13 protein-coding genes are annotated in these 16,370 nt (G+C 70.7%); 2 read left to right on the forward strand and 11 right to left on the reverse strand.

The window, feature by feature from the left end:
• Positions 1-163: 163 nt before the first annotated feature.
• The 3 genes from ACFQUV_RS05310 to ACFQUV_RS05320 form a co-directional block, all read right to left on the reverse strand.
• Complete coding sequence (locus ACFQUV_RS05310) at positions 164-1,180, reverse strand: dihydroorotate dehydrogenase-like protein (RefSeq protein ID WP_129610721.1); 1,017 nt, start codon at positions 1,178-1,180, stop codon at positions 164-166.
• A 126-nt stretch (positions 1,181-1,306) separates the two neighbouring features.
• On the reverse strand, positions 1,307-4,969 hold the full coding sequence (gene nifJ / locus ACFQUV_RS05315) for a pyruvate:ferredoxin (flavodoxin) oxidoreductase (RefSeq protein ID WP_129610720.1): 3,663 nt from the start codon (positions 4,967-4,969) through the stop codon (positions 1,307-1,309).
• A 77-nt stretch (positions 4,970-5,046) separates the two neighbouring features.
• Positions 5,047-5,370: a hypothetical protein gene (locus tag ACFQUV_RS05320; RefSeq protein WP_129610719.1), complete on the reverse strand. Its 324-nt coding sequence runs from the start codon at positions 5,368-5,370 to the stop codon at positions 5,047-5,049.
• 123 nt (positions 5,371-5,493) lie between these two features.
• On the opposite strand from ACFQUV_RS05320, the gene ACFQUV_RS05325 reads away from it, so the two are divergent.
• On the forward strand, positions 5,494-6,576 hold the full coding sequence (locus ACFQUV_RS05325) for an Ldh family oxidoreductase (RefSeq protein WP_165364100.1): 1,083 nt from the start codon (positions 5,494-5,496) through the stop codon (positions 6,574-6,576).
• A gap of 36 nt (positions 6,577-6,612) precedes the next feature.
• Here the strand turns inward: ACFQUV_RS05325 and ACFQUV_RS05330 are convergent, their stop codons facing one another.
• The 8 genes from ACFQUV_RS05330 to ACFQUV_RS05365 all read right to left on the reverse strand — a co-directional run bounded on the left by ACFQUV_RS05330 (position 6,613) and on the right by ACFQUV_RS05365 (position 15,441).
• Positions 6,613-8,970 (reverse strand): xanthine dehydrogenase family protein molybdopterin-binding subunit, encoded by a 2,358-nt coding sequence (locus tag ACFQUV_RS05330; protein ID WP_129610717.1) that lies wholly within the window; start codon positions 8,968-8,970, stop codon positions 6,613-6,615.
• Positions 8,967-9,467, reverse strand: a complete 501-nt coding sequence (locus ACFQUV_RS05335; protein WP_244601690.1) for a (2Fe-2S)-binding protein — start codon at positions 9,465-9,467, stop codon at positions 8,967-8,969. Before ACFQUV_RS05335 ends, ACFQUV_RS05330 begins: the two co-directional genes overlap by 4 nt.
• A complete protein-coding gene (locus tag ACFQUV_RS05340) occupies positions 9,458-10,351 on the reverse strand; it encodes a xanthine dehydrogenase family protein subunit M (protein ID WP_129610716.1) in 894 nt (297 codons plus the stop codon). Before ACFQUV_RS05340 ends, ACFQUV_RS05335 begins: the two co-directional genes overlap by 10 nt.
• Positions 10,352-10,363: 12 nt before the next feature.
• Positions 10,364-11,893 (reverse strand): amidohydrolase family protein, encoded by a 1,530-nt coding sequence (locus ACFQUV_RS05345; RefSeq protein ID WP_129610715.1) that lies wholly within the window; start codon positions 11,891-11,893, stop codon positions 10,364-10,366.
• A gap of 36 nt (positions 11,894-11,929) precedes the next feature.
• On the reverse strand, positions 11,930-12,688 hold the full coding sequence (locus ACFQUV_RS05350; RefSeq protein WP_129610714.1) for an ABC transporter permease: 759 nt from the start codon (positions 12,686-12,688) through the stop codon (positions 11,930-11,932).
• Positions 12,685-13,512: an ABC transporter ATP-binding protein gene (locus tag ACFQUV_RS05355; RefSeq protein ID WP_129610713.1), complete on the reverse strand. Its 828-nt coding sequence runs from the start codon at positions 13,510-13,512 to the stop codon at positions 12,685-12,687. Before ACFQUV_RS05355 ends, ACFQUV_RS05350 begins: the two co-directional genes overlap by 4 nt.
• On the reverse strand, positions 13,512-14,369 hold the full coding sequence (locus ACFQUV_RS05360) for an ABC transporter permease (RefSeq protein ID WP_245422000.1): 858 nt from the start codon (positions 14,367-14,369) through the stop codon (positions 13,512-13,514). Before ACFQUV_RS05360 ends, ACFQUV_RS05355 begins: the two co-directional genes overlap by 1 nt.
• 73 nt (positions 14,370-14,442) lie before the next feature.
• Complete coding sequence (locus tag ACFQUV_RS05365; protein WP_111385767.1) at positions 14,443-15,441, reverse strand: ABC transporter substrate-binding protein; 999 nt, start codon at positions 15,439-15,441, stop codon at positions 14,443-14,445.
• A gap of 708 nt (positions 15,442-16,149) precedes the next feature.
• Between ACFQUV_RS05365 and ACFQUV_RS05370 the strand changes: the two genes are divergently transcribed.
• A complete protein-coding gene (locus tag ACFQUV_RS05370; RefSeq protein WP_378394319.1) occupies positions 16,150-16,356 on the forward strand; it encodes a hypothetical protein in 207 nt (68 codons plus the stop codon).
• Positions 16,357-16,370: the final 14 nt, after the last annotated feature.

The raw sequence follows: 16,370 nt of genomic DNA on the forward strand, positions 1-16,370 counted from the left end.
TAGCGCGAGGTTAACTGCCGACGGTCACGTCCCCCCAGCGGCGAAACCACTTGGAAGCAACAATGCGGCACCGGCGTGGCAGCCCGGACGGCCGTGAGAGTATCCCGGATACGACGGCGCCGGGCCTCGCGGCCCGGCGCCGATCGTCACGATGCCGGCGCGCTCAGCGCACCAGAATGTCGTCGCGCAGGGTGTAGGAGCTGAGCACCTTCATGTAGTTTCCACGCTCGTAGGCGGACGGGTTCGGCACTGCCCGAAGGCTCATGCTGCCGCACATCTCGGCCACCGACTCGTACTCGTGCGCATCGAGCCAGCGATCGAGATCCGCCACTACCGTCTTGGCGTAGCCCGGGCCGTTCTGGAGCAGTGCCGACGTCATGCAGGCGACGCGGGCGCCCGCCATCATGCTCTTCACCACGTCGGTGGCCGAATGGACGCCGCCCGTGATGGCGAGATCGGCGTCGACGCGGCCGTAGATCACCGCGACCCAGTGCAGCCGCATCAGCAGCTCGTCCGGCCGGCTGAGCGCCAGCGAGGCGACCACCTCGCGCTCCTCGATGTCGAAGTCGGGCTGATAGAAGCGGTTGAACAGCACCAGCGCGTCGGCACCCGCGGCGGCGAGACGGTGCGCCACATTGGCGGGCGCGCTGAAGAACGGCGACAGCTTGACGGCGACCGGGATGCGCAGGCGCTGCTTGAGCGTCGACACCAGCTCGACATAGCCGCGCTCGACCTCCTCGGCACTCTGGGCCGGATCGACCGTGATGGAGTAGGTGTTCAGCTCGAGCGCATCGGCGCCGGCCTCCTGCATCAGCGTCGCGTAGTCGAGCCACCCCCCGATGGTGACCCCGTTCAGGCTGGCGATGATCGGGATGTCGACCCGGCGCTTGGCCTCGCGGATCAGCTCCAGGCAGCCCTCGGGACCGAGATTGTAGGTGTGCAGGTCGGGGAAGAAGCCGGCGGCCTCCGCGAAGGTGTCGGCGCCGCGCTCCAGGTCGGCGTGCAGCGCCAGGCTTTCGAGCGCGAGCTGCTCCTCGAACAGCGACGGCAGCACCACGGCGGCGACACCCGCCTCGGCGAGCCGGCAGATGCCCTCGATGGAGTCGCACAGCGGCGAGGCCGACGCCACCAGGGGAGACTTCAGCGTGAGCCCGAGATAGCGGGTGGTCAGGTCACTCATGCGGCGTTCCTCCGCGCGGTCGGGTCGGTGATCGGGTTGGCGTGTCGTCGGTCGTGGTGGCGGGCGGCGCGTGGGCGGCCCGGCCGTCGCGCCGGTGCGGACCCGCGTGCCGCATCGGGTGCCGCCTCATTCGTCGTCGCTCCCGCCGGCGACCTGCGGCGCGTCGTCGTCCGGATCGCGGGGCGAGATGTCCGGCGTCTCGGCGCGGCCCGCCATGGCGGCGCGGTTGGCATAGACTCGCCACTGCCGCTCGACATCGTCCTGGGCGATCTTGAACAGCTCGCGCGCCGCCTGCGGGTTGGAGCGCACCAGCATGGTGTAGCGCGCCTCGTTGTAGGCATACTGCTTGAACGGGATCGACGGCGCCTTGGAGTCGAGCTGGAACGGGTTCTTGCCCTCGGCCCGCAGCCGCGGGTCGTAGCGCATCAGCGGCCAGTAGCCGGACAGCACCGCCGCCTTCTGCTGGTCGAGGCCGATCGCCATGTCGTAGCCGTGCGCGATGCAGTGGCTGTAAGCGATGATCAGCGACGGCCCGGGATGCGACTCCGCCTCCTGGAAGGCACGCACCGTGTGCATGTCGTTGCCCCCCATGGCGACGCGCGCCACATAGACCGAGCCGAAGCTCACCGCCTCCATGGCGAGGTCCTTCTTGCCGGTGAACTTGCCGCCGGCCGCGAACTTCGCCACCGCGGCGCGCGGGGTCGATTTCGACATCTGGCCGCCGGTGTTGGAGTACACCTCGGTGTCGAGCACCAGCACGTTGACGTCGCGGCCCGAGCCGAGGACGTGGTCGAGACCGCCATAGCCGATGTCGTAGGCCCAGCCGTCGCCACCGATCATCCACACGCTCTTGCGCACCAGGCTGTCGGCGAGGCCGAGCAGGGCCTTGGCCTCGTCGTCGTCGGCCGCGGCGAGCAGCCGCTTCAGCTCGGCGACCCGCTCGCGCTGCGCCGTGAGGCCCGCCTCGTTGTGCTGATCGGCCTCGATCAGCGCCGTGGCGAGCACGCCACCGATGCGGCCGGACAGGCGGCCGACCAGCTCGCGGGCGAACTCCATCTGCTTGTCGGCGGCGAGCCGCATGCCCAGACCGAACTCGGCATTGTCCTCGAACAGCGAGTTCGACCAGGCCGGGCCGCGGCCACAGCGATCGACCGTGTAGGGCGTGGTCGGCAGGTTGCCGCCGTAGATCGACGAGCATCCGGTGGCATTGGCGATCAGCAGGCGGTCGCCGAACAGCTGGGTCAGCAGCTTGATGTAGGGCGTCTCGCCGCAGCCCGAGCAGGCGCCCGAGAACTCGAACAGCGGCTCGAGGAGCTGCACGTCCTTGACGTTGTCGTGGCGCACGCGGTCGCGGTCCACCTCCGGCAGCGACAGGAAGAACTCCCAGTTGCGGTTCTCGGCCTCGCGCAGCGGCTCCTGCGGGGCCATGTCGAGCGCCTTGTGCTTGACCTCCTTCTTGCTCTTGGCCGGGCAGATCTCGACGCACAGGCGGCAGCCTGTGCAGTCCTCGGGCGAGACCTGGAGCACGTAGCGGGCGCCGTCGAACTCGCGCCACTTGGCCTTGGCGGACTTGAAGCCCTCCGGCGCATCGGCGAGCAGCGCCGCATCGACCACCTTGGCACGGATGACGGCGTGCGGGCACACCAGAACACACTTGCCGCACTGGATGCACAGATCGGTGTCGAGCACCGGGATCTGCTGCGCGATGTTGCGCTTCTCCCACTGCGCCGTGGCGGTCGGGAAGGTGCCGTCGACCGGCATGGCGCTCACCGGCAGCGCATCGCCGCGGCCGGCGATCTGCTCGCCGAGCACGTCGCGCACGAAGGCCGGGGCACGTCGCGAGACCGGCGGCAGCATCTCGGCGGTGGCGGTGGCCGCGGCCGGCACCGGGATCTCGTGCAGGCGGGCGAGGGTGGTGTCGACCGCGGCGAAATTCTTCTGCACGACGGCGGCGCCGCGTTTGCCGTAGGTCTCCTCGATCGACTTCTTGATCGCCGCGATGGCCTCCTCGCGCGGCAGCACGCCCGAGATGGCGAAGAAGCAGGTCTGCATGATGGTGTTGATGCGGCTGCCCATGCCGGCCTCGCGGGCGGTGGCGTAGCCGTCGATGGCGAACAGGCGCAGCCGCTTGGCGATGATGGTCTGCTGCACCTCGCGCGGCAGCTTGTCCCACACCGCGTCGGGTGCGCCCGGCGCATTGAGCAGGAAGGTGGCGCCGTCCTCGGCGGCGGCCAGCATGTCGATGCGCGAGAGGAACTGGAACTGATGACAGGCGACGAAGTTGGCGCGGCTGATCAGATAGGTCGAGCGGATCGGGTCCGGGCCGAAGCGCAGATGCGATACGGTGACCGAGCCGGATTTCTTGGAATCGTAGACGAAGTAGCCCTGCACATGGCTCGGCGTGTACTTGCCGATGATCTTGATCGAGTTCTTGTTGGCGCCGACGGTGCCGTCCGCGCCGAGGCCGTAGAACAGCGCCCGCACGGTCTTCGGATGCTCGGTCGAGAAGGTGGTGTCGACCGTCAGGCTGGTGTGCGAGACGTCGTCGACGATGCCGACCGTGAAGTGGTTCTGCGGCGCCGGGCTCGACAGCGCGTCGAACACCGCCTTCACCATGGCGGGCGTGAACTCCTTGGAGGAGAGGCCGTAGCGGCCGCCGATGATGCGCGGCATCGTGGTGGCGCTGCCGGACGCGATACGCTCCGCGAAGGCGGACAGCACGTCCTGATAGAGCGGCTCGCCGAGCGCGCCCGGCTCCTTGGTGCGGTCGAGCACCGCGATCGACTTCACCGAGGCCGGGAGGGCGGCCAGGAAGGTCTCGGTGGCGAAGGGGCGGAACAGGCGCACCTTGAGGAGGCCCACCTTCTCGCCGCGTGCGCGCAGCACCTCGACCGCTTCCTCGGCGGCGCCGGCGCCCGAGCCCATCAGCACGATCACGCGCTCGGCGTCGGGATCGCCGACATAGTCGAACAGGTGGTAGCACCGTCCGGTCAGCCGCGCGAAGCGGTCCATCGCGTCCTGCACGATGGTGGGGCAGGCGCGGTAGTACGGATTGCAAGCCTCGCGCGCCTGGAAGAACACGTCGGGGTTCTGGGCGGTGCCGCGCAGCACCGGGCGGTCCGGGGTCAGCGCACGGGCCCGGTGGGCGCGCACATGGGCGTCGTCCACCATGGCGCGCAGCTCGTCGTCGCTCGGCAGGTCGATGACGCCGACCTCGTGCGAGGTGCGGAAGCCGTCGAAGAAATGCAGGAACGGCACCCGCGACTCGAGCGTCGCGGCGGTCGAGATCAGGGCGAGATCGGCGGCCTCCTGCACCGAGCCGGAGGAGAGCAGCGCGAAGCCGGTCTGGCGCACCGCCATCACGTCCGAATGGTCGCCGAAGATCGACAGCGCATGCGTCGCCACCGCGCGGGCCGCCACATGGATGACGACCGAGGTCAGCTCGCCCGCCATCTTGAACATGTTGGGGATCATCAGCAGCAGGCCCTGGGAGGCCGTGAAGGTGGTCCCCAGCGCGCCGCTTTGGAGAGCGCCGTGCAGCGCGCCGGCGGCGCCGGCCTCGCTCTGCATCTCGATCACGTCCGGCACGGTGCCCCAGATGTTGCGGGCGCCCTCCGACTTCCACTGATCGGCCCATTCGCCCATGTTGGACGACGGCGTGATCGGGTAGATCGCGATCACCTCGGCGAGCCGGTAGGCGACCGAGGCGGCCGCCTCGTTGCCGTCCAGAATCGTGCGCGTCCTCGTCGTGCCGTCCGCGTCGCCGGCTCGTTGTCCGCCACCATGCATGATCGCCTCCGTCACTCGCCGGACCGTGATGTGACGAGCACCCTACGCAGCGTTCGGCACGGGCGGATTGACCTGCATCATGCGAAACCGCTGTTGCGCATGGCTGGGTCGGTGTTTTCGCGGGGTCTCGTCACGGACTTGATGACGGTGTCGGAGTTCGTGACAATAACGATCGCAATGCAATACCATGACGCCCTGCGGCGAAACCATGAAACAACGGCGACCGACTCGACTGACGAAACCGGCGTTTCGAACGAAACAGACGAAATCGGCCTCGTGACAAACGTGTCGGGGGCACCGCACGGCAACTTCGGCGCGGCGTCGATCCGCCGCCCCCTCGGTTCGCCGATTGACAACGGCGGGGTCTGCACGGCCCAATTGCGACGTCGTTCGACAGCCATGCCGGCACTCCTCCGGCGTTCGGCTTTCCCGTCGTCTCTCCCGGCCCGTTTCGCCTGCCGCTCCGCGGCCTCCCTCCCACGCGACCTATCGAGTCCCACCCGACTCATGATGCGAGGATCATTGTGACAGCCATCTCGGACGACGAGCGGCGCATCACCATCGATGCGACTGCGCTGCATGACCACTGCGTCGCGCTGCTCCGAGCGCTCGGCGTCGCGCCGGCGGATGCCGACGTCACCGCGGCGGTGTTCGTCGAGGCCGAGCTGATGGGGGAGGAGTCGCACGGGTTGCGGCTGTTCCTGCACGTCCTCGGCCGTCTGGAGGCGGGCGGCGACCGGGCCGCCACCTCCATCACGGTGGTGCGCGATCGCGGCGCCATCGCGCTGTGGGACGCTGAGCGCAGCCTCGGCCAGGTGACGGCCGTGCGGGCGATGGCCAGGGCGATCGAGAAGGCGCGCGAGCACGGGATCGGCCTCGTCGCGGTGCGCAACGGCAACTCGCTCACCTCCGCCAAGCACTATGCCTTGCAGGCGGCGCGCGCCGGCCTGATCGGCATTGTCACAACCAACACCAGCCGGCGCCTGATGCCGCCGCCCGGCGGCAGGACGCCGGTGCTCGGCAACAATCCGGTGGCTGTGGCGGCGCCAGCCGGCCGCCACGGCTGCTTCGCGCTCGACATGGCCTGCACGGCGGCGGCGGTGGAGCGCATCCTGCGGGCGCGCGATCTCGGCATCCCGATCCCGCCCGGCTGGGCGCTCGATCGCGACGGCCGCGACACCACCGATCCGGCGGCGGCGCTGGAGAGCCTGTCGCTGCTGCCGTTCGGCGGCTACAAGGCGTTCGGCATCGCCATGGTGCACGAGATCATCACCAGCGTGCTGGCCGGCGGCCCCATGCGGGGCGGCGGCGGAACCGGCTTCCAGCCCTATGACGGGCCGATGCATACCGCCTTCACGCTCCAGGCGATCGACATCGAGGCGTTCCAGCCGCGTGCGGCGTTCGAGCAGCGCATGGAGGAGTTCCTGGACGCCATCACGGCGGTGGAGCCGATCGAGCCCGGTGGCCGCATCGTGTTCCCCGGCGAGCGGGCGCAGGCCGAGCAGGCGCGGCGCCGCCGCGATGGCATCCCGGTGGTGGCCCAGACGGTGGAGACGCTCGGTGCCTGGGCCGCGAAGCTCGGCGTCGAGGCGCCGCTCGGAGCGTGAGCCGCGTTCCGTTAGGCCGCGAGCGGACAGCCGTCGTCAGATCGTCCCGAGCGCCGTCAGAATGCGCTCCGGCGTGCACGGGATCTGCGCGATCGAGGCGCCGCGGGCCGCCAATGCATCGTCGACCGCGTTGAGCACCGCGGCGGCGGCGCCCACCGTGCCGGCCTCGCCGACGCCGATCAGCCCGAGCCCGTCGCCCTCCGGCGGTGCGGCGTGGACATGCACCAGCTCGATGTCGCACAGGTCCGCCGCGGTCGGGAGCAGATAGTCGGCGAGGCTGCCGGTGAGGAGCTGGCCGTCCGTGTCGTAGATCAGCTCCTCGAACAGCGCCGCCCCGATGCCCTGGGCGACGCCGCCACGGATCTGCTCGTCGACCAGCAGCGGGTTCACGACGCGGCCGCACTCGTGCACCACGACGAAACGGTCGAGCCGCACGGCGCCGCTGTCGGGATCGATCTCGACCACGGCGAGCTGGATGCCGCTGCCGGCCCGGAACGGACCGTCGAGCGGCCCGAAGCTGGCGCTCGCGACGAGCTGCGGCTGCGGCCCGGCCGGCAGCTCGTGCGGGCGGAAGTGGCCGACCGCGGCGATCTCGGCGAGCGTCAGCCGCGCCGCGCCGGTCGCCGCCTCGACGATCACGCCGTCGCGGAGATCGAGCGCGGCGGCATCGGCCTGGAGAAGCCGCGCGGCGAGATCGAGGATCTCGGCGCGCAGCGCCCGGCCGGCGCGCCACGCTGCCTCGCCGCCGATCGCCATCGACCGCGAGCCCCAGGTGCCGCCGCCGTGGAACGTCGCCGCGGTGTCGCCGGTGATCACCTCGACGGTGTCGAGCGGCACGCCGAGCGCCGCGGCGATCACCTGGACGATGCCGGTCTCGGTGCCCTGGCCCTGCTCGGTGACGCTGGCGAGCGCCCGCACGCCGCCGCCAGGCTCCAGCCGCACCGTGCAGCCGTCGCGGCTCGACACCGGCACGCCGCCGGCGCCATAGAAGCCCGGGCCGCGCGAGGTCAGCTCGACGAAGGTGGCGAGGCCGAGCCCGCGCATGCGGCCGGCGCGGCGCGCGTCGTCGCAGTCGCGGCGCAGGGCCGCGAGATCGACATGCGCGTCGAGCGCCGCCATGCAGTCCGCGACGGCGAGCCGCGGATAGACGAGCCCGGTCGGTGCCCGCCACGGCAAGTCGGCAGCCCGCACGAGGTTGCGCCGGCGCACCGCCACCGGATCGAGCCCGGCTTTTCGTGCAGCTCTGTCGACCAGGGCTTCGGTCACCGCGCAGGCGATCGGCTGGCCGACGCCGCGGTAGTGGCCCGCCATGCCTTTGGTCTGGAACACCGCGGTGGAGCGGGCGCGCAGCGCTCGGTAGCGGTAGGGCGCGCCGGTCTGCGCCAGCACGGCGCGGCCCTCGCCGGCGCTCGACCGTGGATACTGTGAATACGGACCGATGGCGTGCAGGTCGTCGACCGCGAAGGCGAGGATGTCGCCGTCGGCCGATAGCGCGATGCGGCCGCGCACCACGTGCTCGCGGGCGTGGATGTCGGCCGAAAACGACTCCAGCCGGTCGGCGATCCACGCCACCGGACGGCCGAGCAGGAGGCTCGCGGCGCACACTGCGATCTCGTCGCCGTAGAGCTGCTGCTTGATGCCGAAGGCGCCGCCGACGTCCAGGGCGATCACTCGCACGCGCTGCTCGGCGAGGCCGAGCAGGCGGGCGAACTCGTGCTGCATCTGGTGCGGGCATTGGTGCGAATGATGGACGGTCAGCCGCCGCTCGCTCGGATCGAAGTCGGCGACGAGGCCGCGCGGCTCCAGCGGCACGCCGGTGTGGCGGCCGAACCGGAACGTCTTCTCGACCACCACGGCGGCGGCCGCGAATGCGGCATCGACGTCGCCGGCCTCGTGCGCGGCGGTGAGGCACACATTGGTGCCGAGATCGGGGTGCAGCAGCGGGCCGCCGCAGCGCGCCGCCTCCGGGTCGGCGAGCGCCGGCCGCGGCGTGTAGTCGACGGCGATCAGCGCGGCGGCGTCCTCGGCGACGGCGCGACTGGCGGCGACCACGAGGGCGACCGGCTCGCCGCTCCAGCGCACCGTGTCGACCGCGACGGCGTGCTGGAGCGGCGCGGCGAGCCGCGGATAGAGGCCGTGGGTGCCGCGCCACGGCGCGCAGACCGGGGCGATGTCGGCCCCGGTGAACACCGCCACGACGCCCGGCACGGCGGCCGCCGCCGCGGTGTCGATCGCGTCGATCGACGCATGGGCATGCGGGGCGCGCAGCACGGCGGCATGCAGCAGGCCGGGCAGCCGGATGTCTCCGACATAGCGGCCGCGCCCATGCAGCAGCCGCCAGGTGCGCCGGTGCGGCACCGGCTCGCCGGCGGGAGCGGGGAGGTCCGTGCTCATCGGCGAGATCCTGCTCCGGTGGCCGCCGCGGCGGTGGCCTCGATCGCGTCGACGATCGCCTGGTAGCCGGTGCAGCGGCAGAGATGGCCGGACAGCGCCGCGCGGATCGCGTCGCGGCTCGGGGCCGGATGCTCCGCCAGGACCTCGGCCGCGGCGAGCAGCAGGCCGGGCGTGCAGAAGCCGCATTGCAGGGCGCCGCGGTCGTGGAAGGCGCGCTGGAGGGCCGCGATGCGGCCGCTGGCGCTCGCCCCCTCCAGGGTCTCGATCACGGCGCCGTCGGCCTGGGCGGCGAGCAGCAGGCAGGCGCGGGCGGTGCGCCCGTCGTACACGATGGTGCAGGCCCCGCAGGCGCCGTGCTCGCAGCCGAGATGGGTCGCCGTCAGCCCCAGCCTGTCGCGCAGCAGGTCGGCCAGCATCTCGCGCGGCGACACGGAGAGCGACACCGTCTCGCCGTTGATCGTGCAGGTGATCGGGACCAGGTTCGGGATCATCGGCATGCGACGGCCTCCGGCCGCAGGAGTGCCGCGATGGCGCGGCGCAGCGCCACGCCGACGAGATGGCGGCGGTAGCGGGCGCTCGCGGTGGCGCTGTCGCGGATCTCCAGGGTGTCGAGCGCCGCCACGGCGGCGTCGATCCGCGCTGCGTCGATCGGTCCCGACTCCAGGATCGCGGCGGCCGCGCCGGCGAGCAGCGGCGTATCGCCGACGCCGAAGACGGCGAGGTGGATGTCGGCGAGGCGGTCGACCGCGGAGTGGTCGCCGGCGGCGCGCGCCACGGCCGCGAGGCCGGCGACCGGAAAGTCGCCGTGCCGGCGCGCGAACATCACGAAGGCGAAGCGCGATATCGCGGTAGCGACCGGCAGCGCCACCTCGACCAGCAGCTCGTCGGGCCGCAGCGCCGTCTGATACAAGCCTTCGAAGAACGCCGCGGCCGGCACCTCGCGGCGACCGCCCCGCGACGCGAGGGTGAGCGTGGCGCCGAGCGCCAGCGCGCAGGCCGGGAACGCGGCGGCCGGGTCCGCATGGGCGAGGGAGCCGCCGAAGGTGCCGCGGTTGCGGATCGCCGGATGCGCCACGTGGACGGCCGCGCGGGCGAGCAGCGGCGCCGCCGCCGCCATCAGCGGATCGGTGGCGAGCCGGTGATGACGGACGAGGGCGCCGATCACCAGCCGGCCGTCGATCACCTCCAGCCGCTCCAGCGCGGCGAGCCGGTTGATGTCGACGAGCCGGGCCGGCGCGGCGAGCCGCATCGCCATCAGCGGCACCAGGCTCTGGCCGCCGGCCAGCACCCGGGTCTCGCCGTCCGGGTCGGCCGAGGCCAGCAGGTCGAGCGCATGGGTCAGCGAGGTGGCGCGCACATAGTCGAAGGCGGCCGGCTTCACGGCGGCGGCCCGTCAGCGGCCGGTGAACAGGCGGTTGGCGCCGACATCGGCCGCCCAGATTTTCCGGTGCGCCTCGGCCAGATAGGGTTTGAGCTTGTCGACCCGCGCCGCGATGGCGGAAAAATCCTCACGGAAGCGCGGCACCACCGCCATCACCTCGTCGAGCAAAGCCTCCTGATCCATGGTGGCGAGGCGGCCATGGCGGATCACCACCCGGCCGTCCACCACCACGGTGTCGACGCCGCGGCCGCCCTCCGTGTAGACGAGCTGGCGCGTCGCGCTGTTGAGCGGCACGTAGGACGGGTCGGTGAGATCGATCAGCACGAGGTCGCCGCGGCAGCCCGGTGCGAGGCGCCCGATGTCGTCGCGGCCGAGCGCCCGCGCGCCGCCCGCGGTCGCCGCGTCGAGCGCGCGGGCCGCCTGGTCGGGACCCGGATCGGGGTCCGAGACATGCACCATCAGGGCGAACAGCTTCATCGCCTGGAACATGTTCTGGGCGTCCGAGCACGAGCAGTTGTCGCAGCCGAGCGCCAGCGACACGCCCGCCTCCTGGAGCGCCCGGATCGGCGGGATGCCGCTCTTGAGCTTCATGTTGCTCAGCGGGTTGATCACCACCTTGGTGCCGGTGCGGGCGAGCATCTCGATCTCGTCCGGCAAGAGCCACACCGAATGCGCGAGGTTGAGGCGCGGGCCGAGCAGTCCTTCCCGCTCCAGCCGGCGGATCAGCGAGCCGCCGTGCTGCGGATATTCGAGCCGCGCCTGGAGCGCCATGCCCTTGGACTCGTAGATGTGGGTGAAGATCGGCAGGTCGTAGGTCTTCGACAGCGCCGCGGTGCGGGCGATCAGGGCGGGCGTGCAGCGCTCCGGCGCCGACGGGCCGAGCGCCCAGGTCACCCGGCTGTCGGGCTTCGCGTGCTTGAGCACCGTGTCCTCGAACCAGGCGAGTTGGTCGATCCTCTTGTCGGGCTCGGCCGCGGTGGAGAGCTGCGGATGCAGCTCGGCCGGGAAGATCTCCTTCCAGAACGGGATGGTCTCGATGCCGCGGATATCGGCGTATTGCAGCGCCACCACGGCGCGCACGCCGATCTCCTCGTACGCCTCCACCGCCGCCTCGAAGTGCTCGGGGTCGAACGGGTACAGCGTCACCATGTCCTGCACGGTGGTCATGCCGGAGCGCAGGCATTCCAGCGCGCCGATCAGGGTACGGGCGCGGATCTCGGCGCGCGAGCGCTTCGGATATTGCGGCGGCAAGGCGAGCAGCCGCCAGGTCTCCAGCGGCGTCTCGTCCATGGTGCCCTTCGCCAGGGTGTCGTGCGAATGGTAATGGGCGTTGACGAAGCCGGGGATGACCAGCCGATCGGTGGCGTCGAGCGTCTCGGTGGTCTGGCCCGCCGCCGCGAGCTGCGACGCGAGGCCGGTGCCGATCCGGGTGATCGTGCCGTTCTCGATCAGGATGTCGCAGCGCTCGCCCTGATGGGGATCGCCGCCGGGCAGGAGGGCCCGCCCGTTGACGACCAGCAGGCGGGACGGACCATCGGACATGGGAAAAGCCTCGACCGGGAGGGAAGTGCGTCCGGCTCACCGCGAGCCGGCGTAGAAGTCGAAACGGCGTTCGACCAGCCCCACCGCCTCGACCAGCACGAAGGCGAGGGCGAAGACGACGAACACCAGCGCCCAGAACTCCTCCATCAGGAAGTTCTGGAGATACAGCTCGAACAGCTCGCCGAAACCGAGCAGCGCGATGATGATCTGGCCGATCACCACGCCCTTGACGCCGCGCACCACGGCGAGCCGCAGGCCGGTCAGGATCTCGGGAAGCGCGCCGGGCAGCAGCACCTTGAAGAAGATCTGGGTGCGGCTGCCGCCGAACAGGCGCGCCATGTCGAGGAGCGAGCCGCCGACATGGTGGATGCCGGCGCGGGTATCGATCACCAGCACCCACACGGCGAACAGGAACACGGTCGCCACCACGGTGGTCTGGCCGATGCCGAGCAGCGGCATCAGGGCCGGCACCAGGGCGGTCAGCGGCGCGCTGATGAAGATGTTGACCCAGACGTCGAGCAGCCGCTCGGCCGGCCGCCACACGCCCATGAGGACGCCGAGCGGGATGCCGACCACGATCGCCAGCGCCATGCCGATGCCGAATGCCTGTGCGGTGACGGCGAGGGCGGTGACGAACTTCTCGGTCTGCACGATGTCGATCGCGGTGAGCGCGATCTGGGACATCGGCGGAATAAGGTCGATGCCGCCGAAGCGGCCGACGAACTCCCAGAGCGCCGCCCACACCAGGAGCGAGACGCCGGAGGGAACGTGGTCGAGGATCGAGCGGGCGGTCATTGCAGATACTGCTTCAGCGTGTCCCAGATCTCGTCGACGGTGTCGAGATAGCGCCGGTCGCGGCGAATCTGGTCGGGCGGCTGGTCGTGCGCGATGCCGGTGTCGCGGATGGCGGAGACGCGCGAGGGCCGGCGCGACAGCAGAACGATGCGGTCGGAGAGATAGACCGCCTCCTCGATCGAGTGGGTGACGAAGATGACGGTCTTCTTCTCCACCTGGAGCAGCGACAGCAAGTCCTCCTGGAGCTTGCGCCGCATCTGCTCGTCCACCGCCGAGAACGGCTCGTCCATCATCAGGATGTCGGCGTCGACGGCGAGCGCGCGGGCGAGGCCGGCGCGCTGGCGCATCCCGCCGGAGAGCTGGTTCGGATACTGATGCTCGAAGCCGGAAAGGCCGACGTCGCGGATGTACTTGGCGGCGATCGCCTCGCGCTCGGCCCTCGGCACGCCGCGCAGCTCCAGCCCGAAGGCGACGTTGCGCAGCACCGTCGCCCATGGCAGCAGCGCGAAGTCCTGGAACACCAGCGCCCGGTCGGGGCCGGGGCCGGTGACGACGCGGCCGTTCACCGCGACGGTGCCGGCGGTCGGCGGGATCAGGCCGGCGATGATCTTCAGCAGCGTGGTCTTGCCGCAGCCGCTGGGGCCGAGCAGGGTGGTGAGCCGCCCGCGCGGAATGTCGAGGTCGATGCCGTCGAGCGCCGAGACGCCGTTGGCATACCGCATGGTGACGCCGTCGACGCGGACGATCGGGGTGGCGTCGGCCACGCCGCCGGCGGGGTGGCCGGCGTCGCGGGCGGGGCAGGCGTCGCGCGTCGAGGCATCCATCAGGGCACCGCGTGGTCGGGCCGGAACAGCCGGTTTTCGAGCCGCTGCAACAGCGACAGCGTGACGGTGGCGAGCGCCAGGATCGAGACGATCGCGGCGAACATCTTGTCGTAGCGGGCGATCGAGCGGTTGTAGCTGATCAGGTCGCCGATCCCGGTGGGGGAGATCAGAAGCTCCGCCAGCACCACGCCGATGAAGCCGGCCGAGACGCCGAGCCGCAGCCCCGCGAAGATCATCCCGCTCGCATGCGGCAGCATGATCTTGGTGACCTGCTGGCGCCTCGTGCCGAGGAAGCTGCGGCACATGTCGACCAGCGAGGCGTTGGTGTTGCGGATGCCGCGATACGAGTTGAGCACCACGATGGGCGCCGCCAGCAGGATCACGGCGGCGATCTTCGAGGTGGCGCTGACGCCGTAGAAGTAGGTGAGCAGCGGGATGATGGCGGCGATCGGCGCGGTCTGGAGCACCACCATCAGGGGCAGCGCGAACCACTCGAAGGCGCGCGACAGCCCCATGGCGATGCCCAGCGCGACGCCGGTGATGCCGACGATGCCGATGCCGGCCACGAGCGGCGGCAGCGTCACCGCATAGGCGCGGCCGAAATCGCCGGCGAGCGCCATCTCGGCGGCGGCGGCGACGACGCGCGAGGCCGGTGGAAAGGCGAGGCTGACGGGCCAGTGGCCGGCGATCTCCCAGGCGGCGAGCACCAGCACGAAGGAGGCGAGCTGCCACGGCCATGCCGCCTCGCCGAGGCCGCCGGCACGGCGCGCCTGGGCCGGTGCGGGAAGCGGAGATGCGCCCTCCGCGGCGGGCGGGGTCGCGATGCCCGGCGCGGCGAGCGCCGCCCTCGGCAGCACGGCCGCGTCCGTTCCGGGCGGCGGGGAGGGGGCGATCTGTCGCATCGGGGGCCCGCCGGTGTGGGAGTGATGGTTATTTCTTGTCGACTTCGGCGAGAGCCGCGTTCAGCGGTCCGAGATCCCAGAAATCCTCGACCTTGTAGTCGTCGACCGAGCCCTTGAAGCGGCCCGCCGCGATCAGGAAGCCGAAGTCGGCCTTGGCGGCCGCGATGCCGCCGCCGTCGGTGGGAAACAGGCCGCCCGGCACCGCCAGCTCGAAATAGGGCGTGATGTCGTCGGCGAGCGGCTTCGGTAGATCCTTCAGCAATCCGAGTTCCTGGCGCAGGCGTGCCGGTGCCTTCGGATCGGCGTTGACGGCGCGCAGCGACTTCAGCAGCTCCTCGCACAGCGCCTGGACCAGCGGCTTGTTGTCGGCGATGAACTTGGTGGTGGCGTAGAAGATCTCGTCGCTGGCCGATTGAGTCTCCACCGGCAGCACGATGAACTTCTTGGGGTCCTCCTCGGTCAGCTTGCGGCTGTTCGGCAGGTCGAGCAGCGTCGCCTTCATGGTGCCGCGGCGCATCGCGATAATGCGCACCTCGGAGCCGGGCACGAAGCTGATCTGGCCGAACTTGATGCCGTTGGCCTTCTCCATCTGCACCGCCATCGCCTCGGTGGCGGAGCCGCGCGCGTGGACGGCCATGTCGGCGCCGTCGAGATCCTTCCAGGTCTTGTAGAACTCGCTGTTGACGACCGGGAAGTAGGCGACCCGGCGCAGCAGGAAGAAGTGGCGCACCGGCGCCTTCAGGGTGTCGATGCCCTTGTAGGCGTCGCCGATGCCGATATCGATCTCGTTGTTGATCACCGCCTGGAACACGACGTCGTCGGACTTGAGCGCCACGACGTTGAACTTCACCCCCATCCGCTTCTCGGTGTTGGTGAGGCCGATCAGCTCCGGGAGATTGTGGCCCGTCAGGGTGTCGGCCTGGCCGACCCGGATGACCCGCTGGGCCGCGGCCGGGTCACTCCACCCGGTCAGTGCGAGAGCGACCACCAGTGCGGCATGGCGGGCGAGACGACCAAGCTTGGGCATCACAGTCTCCGTCGCAGGGTGTGCACCGGCCGTGCACGCAGCGGGGTCCGGACCCGTGACGAATTCCGCCGGCTTTTGATCGAGAGAGCAAATCAAAACTACTGATTGATTGATCCAGATGAATTATAGATGCCGATCAGCATCGGTCCGGGCTTCCATCACCATTGTGCGGCATCGCAAGACGCGAGATCAAGGGCGCGTGCGCGCAAACCGCGACCTGCGACGCGATGCGCAGGGGACGCGCCGGGCCATGCGGTGAGGGGCGGCGTCGCGAGCCGGCCACGCCGCGCAAGCGTCGGGACGCTGCGCAAGCGTCGGGACGCTCCGCAAGCGCCGGGGCGGGGAAGCGTCTACGTGGCGCGGTCGAACCGGCGACGTGATCACGTCGCGGCACGCCGCGCCGCCGGCGCACCGTCGCCGCGCCGTCACGCAACGCGAAACAGGCGAGCTCCATGGGGCGCGCGACAGCACCGCCGCGCCGGCATGTATCTGATCAGATCGTGGCCGCGACCGACATGATCGCCCGAGTCGGAAGCCGGACTCGACGCCGCCCCACCTCGGTTGCGGCCGAGATGTCGTCGTCGAGAGTGCAATGGTGTGGACAGGCGCAACCCGCAGTGGATCACCTCCGTCGTTCGCATTAGTATGACGGTTGGGGATCACGGGCAGAGGCGAGGACGTGACATGCGCCGGTCGCCGCGGAACACATTGCTCGATGCCGAGCAGCACCGCCGAAACGCTTCCGCATTCGCGGTGCGGGCGGCATCGACGACGTCGGTCGACGAGCAGGATCACTTCGCCCGGATGGCGCGAACATCGGAACTGCTCGCCAAGAATGCCGACTGGCTCAAGTCGATCGACGGCTTCCTGGCGGATTGGCGGCCGAAGCCGACGACAGCCCGTAGCCCGGGTTGAGCCGGGCGAAACCC

This window comes from Rhodoplanes sp. P11 (genome assembly GCF_964266735.1).
GTDB lineage: Bacteria > Pseudomonadota > Alphaproteobacteria > Rhizobiales > Xanthobacteraceae > Rhodoplanes > Rhodoplanes serenus.

Excerpts from the sequence above, each read along its gene's own strand:
- ACFQUV_RS05320 (WP_129610719.1), bottom strand. The coding sequence starts at position 5,370 with ATGGCTGTCGAACGACGTCGCAATTGGGCCGTGCAGACCCCGCCGTTG.
- ACFQUV_RS05335 (WP_244601690.1), bottom strand. The coding sequence starts at position 9,467 with ATGCCGATGATCCCGAACCTGGTCCCGATCACCTGCACGATCAACGGC.
- nifJ (WP_129610720.1), bottom strand. The coding sequence starts at position 4,969 with ATGCATGGTGGCGGACAACGAGCCGGCGACGCGGACGGCACGACGAGG.
- ACFQUV_RS05310 (WP_129610721.1), bottom strand. The coding sequence starts at position 1,180 with ATGAGTGACCTGACCACCCGCTATCTCGGGCTCACGCTGAAGTCTCCC.
- ACFQUV_RS05355 (WP_129610713.1), bottom strand. The coding sequence starts at position 13,512 with ATGGATGCCTCGACGCGCGACGCCTGCCCCGCCCGCGACGCCGGCCAC.
- ACFQUV_RS05330 (WP_129610717.1), bottom strand. The coding sequence starts at position 8,970 with ATGAGCACGGACCTCCCCGCTCCCGCCGGCGAGCCGGTGCCGCACCGG.
- ACFQUV_RS05365 (WP_111385767.1), bottom strand. The coding sequence starts at position 15,441 with ATGCCCAAGCTTGGTCGTCTCGCCCGCCATGCCGCACTGGTGGTCGCT.
- ACFQUV_RS05350 (WP_129610714.1), bottom strand. The coding sequence starts at position 12,688 with ATGACCGCCCGCTCGATCCTCGACCACGTTCCCTCCGGCGTCTCGCTC.
- ACFQUV_RS05345 (WP_129610715.1), bottom strand. The coding sequence starts at position 11,893 with ATGTCCGATGGTCCGTCCCGCCTGCTGGTCGTCAACGGGCGGGCCCTC.